This window comes from Ruminococcus sp. Marseille-P328 (genome assembly GCF_964249465.1).
GTDB classification, from domain to species: Bacteria; Bacillota; Clostridia; order Lachnospirales; family Lachnospiraceae; genus Blautia_A; species Blautia_A faecis.
The window spans coordinates 1-600 of record NZ_CAXUBQ010000080.1 but is presented as its reverse complement, the minus strand read 5'-3'; the positions used below and the strand labels follow the sequence as shown (position 1 = coordinate 600).

2 tRNA genes and 2 rRNA genes are annotated in these 600 nt (G+C 45.7%); all 4 read right to left on the bottom strand.

The window, feature by feature from the left end:
* Positions 1-182: 182 nt before the first annotated feature.
* Positions 183-256 (bottom strand) — tRNA-Ile (locus ACESTK_RS20545).
* Between the two features lie 18 nt (positions 257-274).
* Positions 275-347: transfer RNA gene (locus tag ACESTK_RS20540), tRNA-Ala, on the bottom strand.
* Between the two features lie 3 nt (positions 348-350).
* Positions 351-469, bottom strand: a 5S ribosomal RNA gene (rrf, locus tag ACESTK_RS20535).
* A gap of 75 nt (positions 470-544) precedes the next feature.
* Positions 545-600 (bottom strand): 16S ribosomal RNA (locus tag ACESTK_RS20530); the annotation flags it as partial.

The window sequence follows — 600 nt, the reverse complement described above, 5'->3', positions numbered from 1 at the left end:
CTTTTGATTCTCATTGTTGATCTTTGTCTGCTCTCACAGACTAAATCGATGTCTTCCTATCTTACGTTTTAACGTTTTATATCAAGGATGTATGATTTTCATCATACTACATGTATGCAGTTTTCAAGGTACAATCAAAGGCTTAATCACTTAACCTCACGGCTAATAAAGATTTAAGCCTATGGGCTTAAGTGGACTCGAACCACCGACCTCACGCTTATCAGGCGTGCGCTCTAACCAGCTGAGCTATAAGCCCATTTGCCATCTCTGGCAGTGGAGATGAAGAGATTCGAACTCTCGACCCCCTGCTTGCAAGGCAGGTGCTCTCCCAACTGAGCTACATCCCCATAATCTGGCGCCCACCTGCTCTCCCACATCGTCTCCAATGCAGTACCATCGGCCGCTTAGGTCTTAACCGTCGTGTTCGGGATGGGAACGGGTGTTTCCCCCTAAGCGCATCGACACCAGAAATGTCATATTAAATTGTTATCTCCTTGATAACTCAACAGTAAAACACATAATTGATTTTCTACTTCTTCCTTAGAAAGGAGGTGATCCAGCCGCACCTTCCGATACGGCTACCTTGTTACGACTTCACCC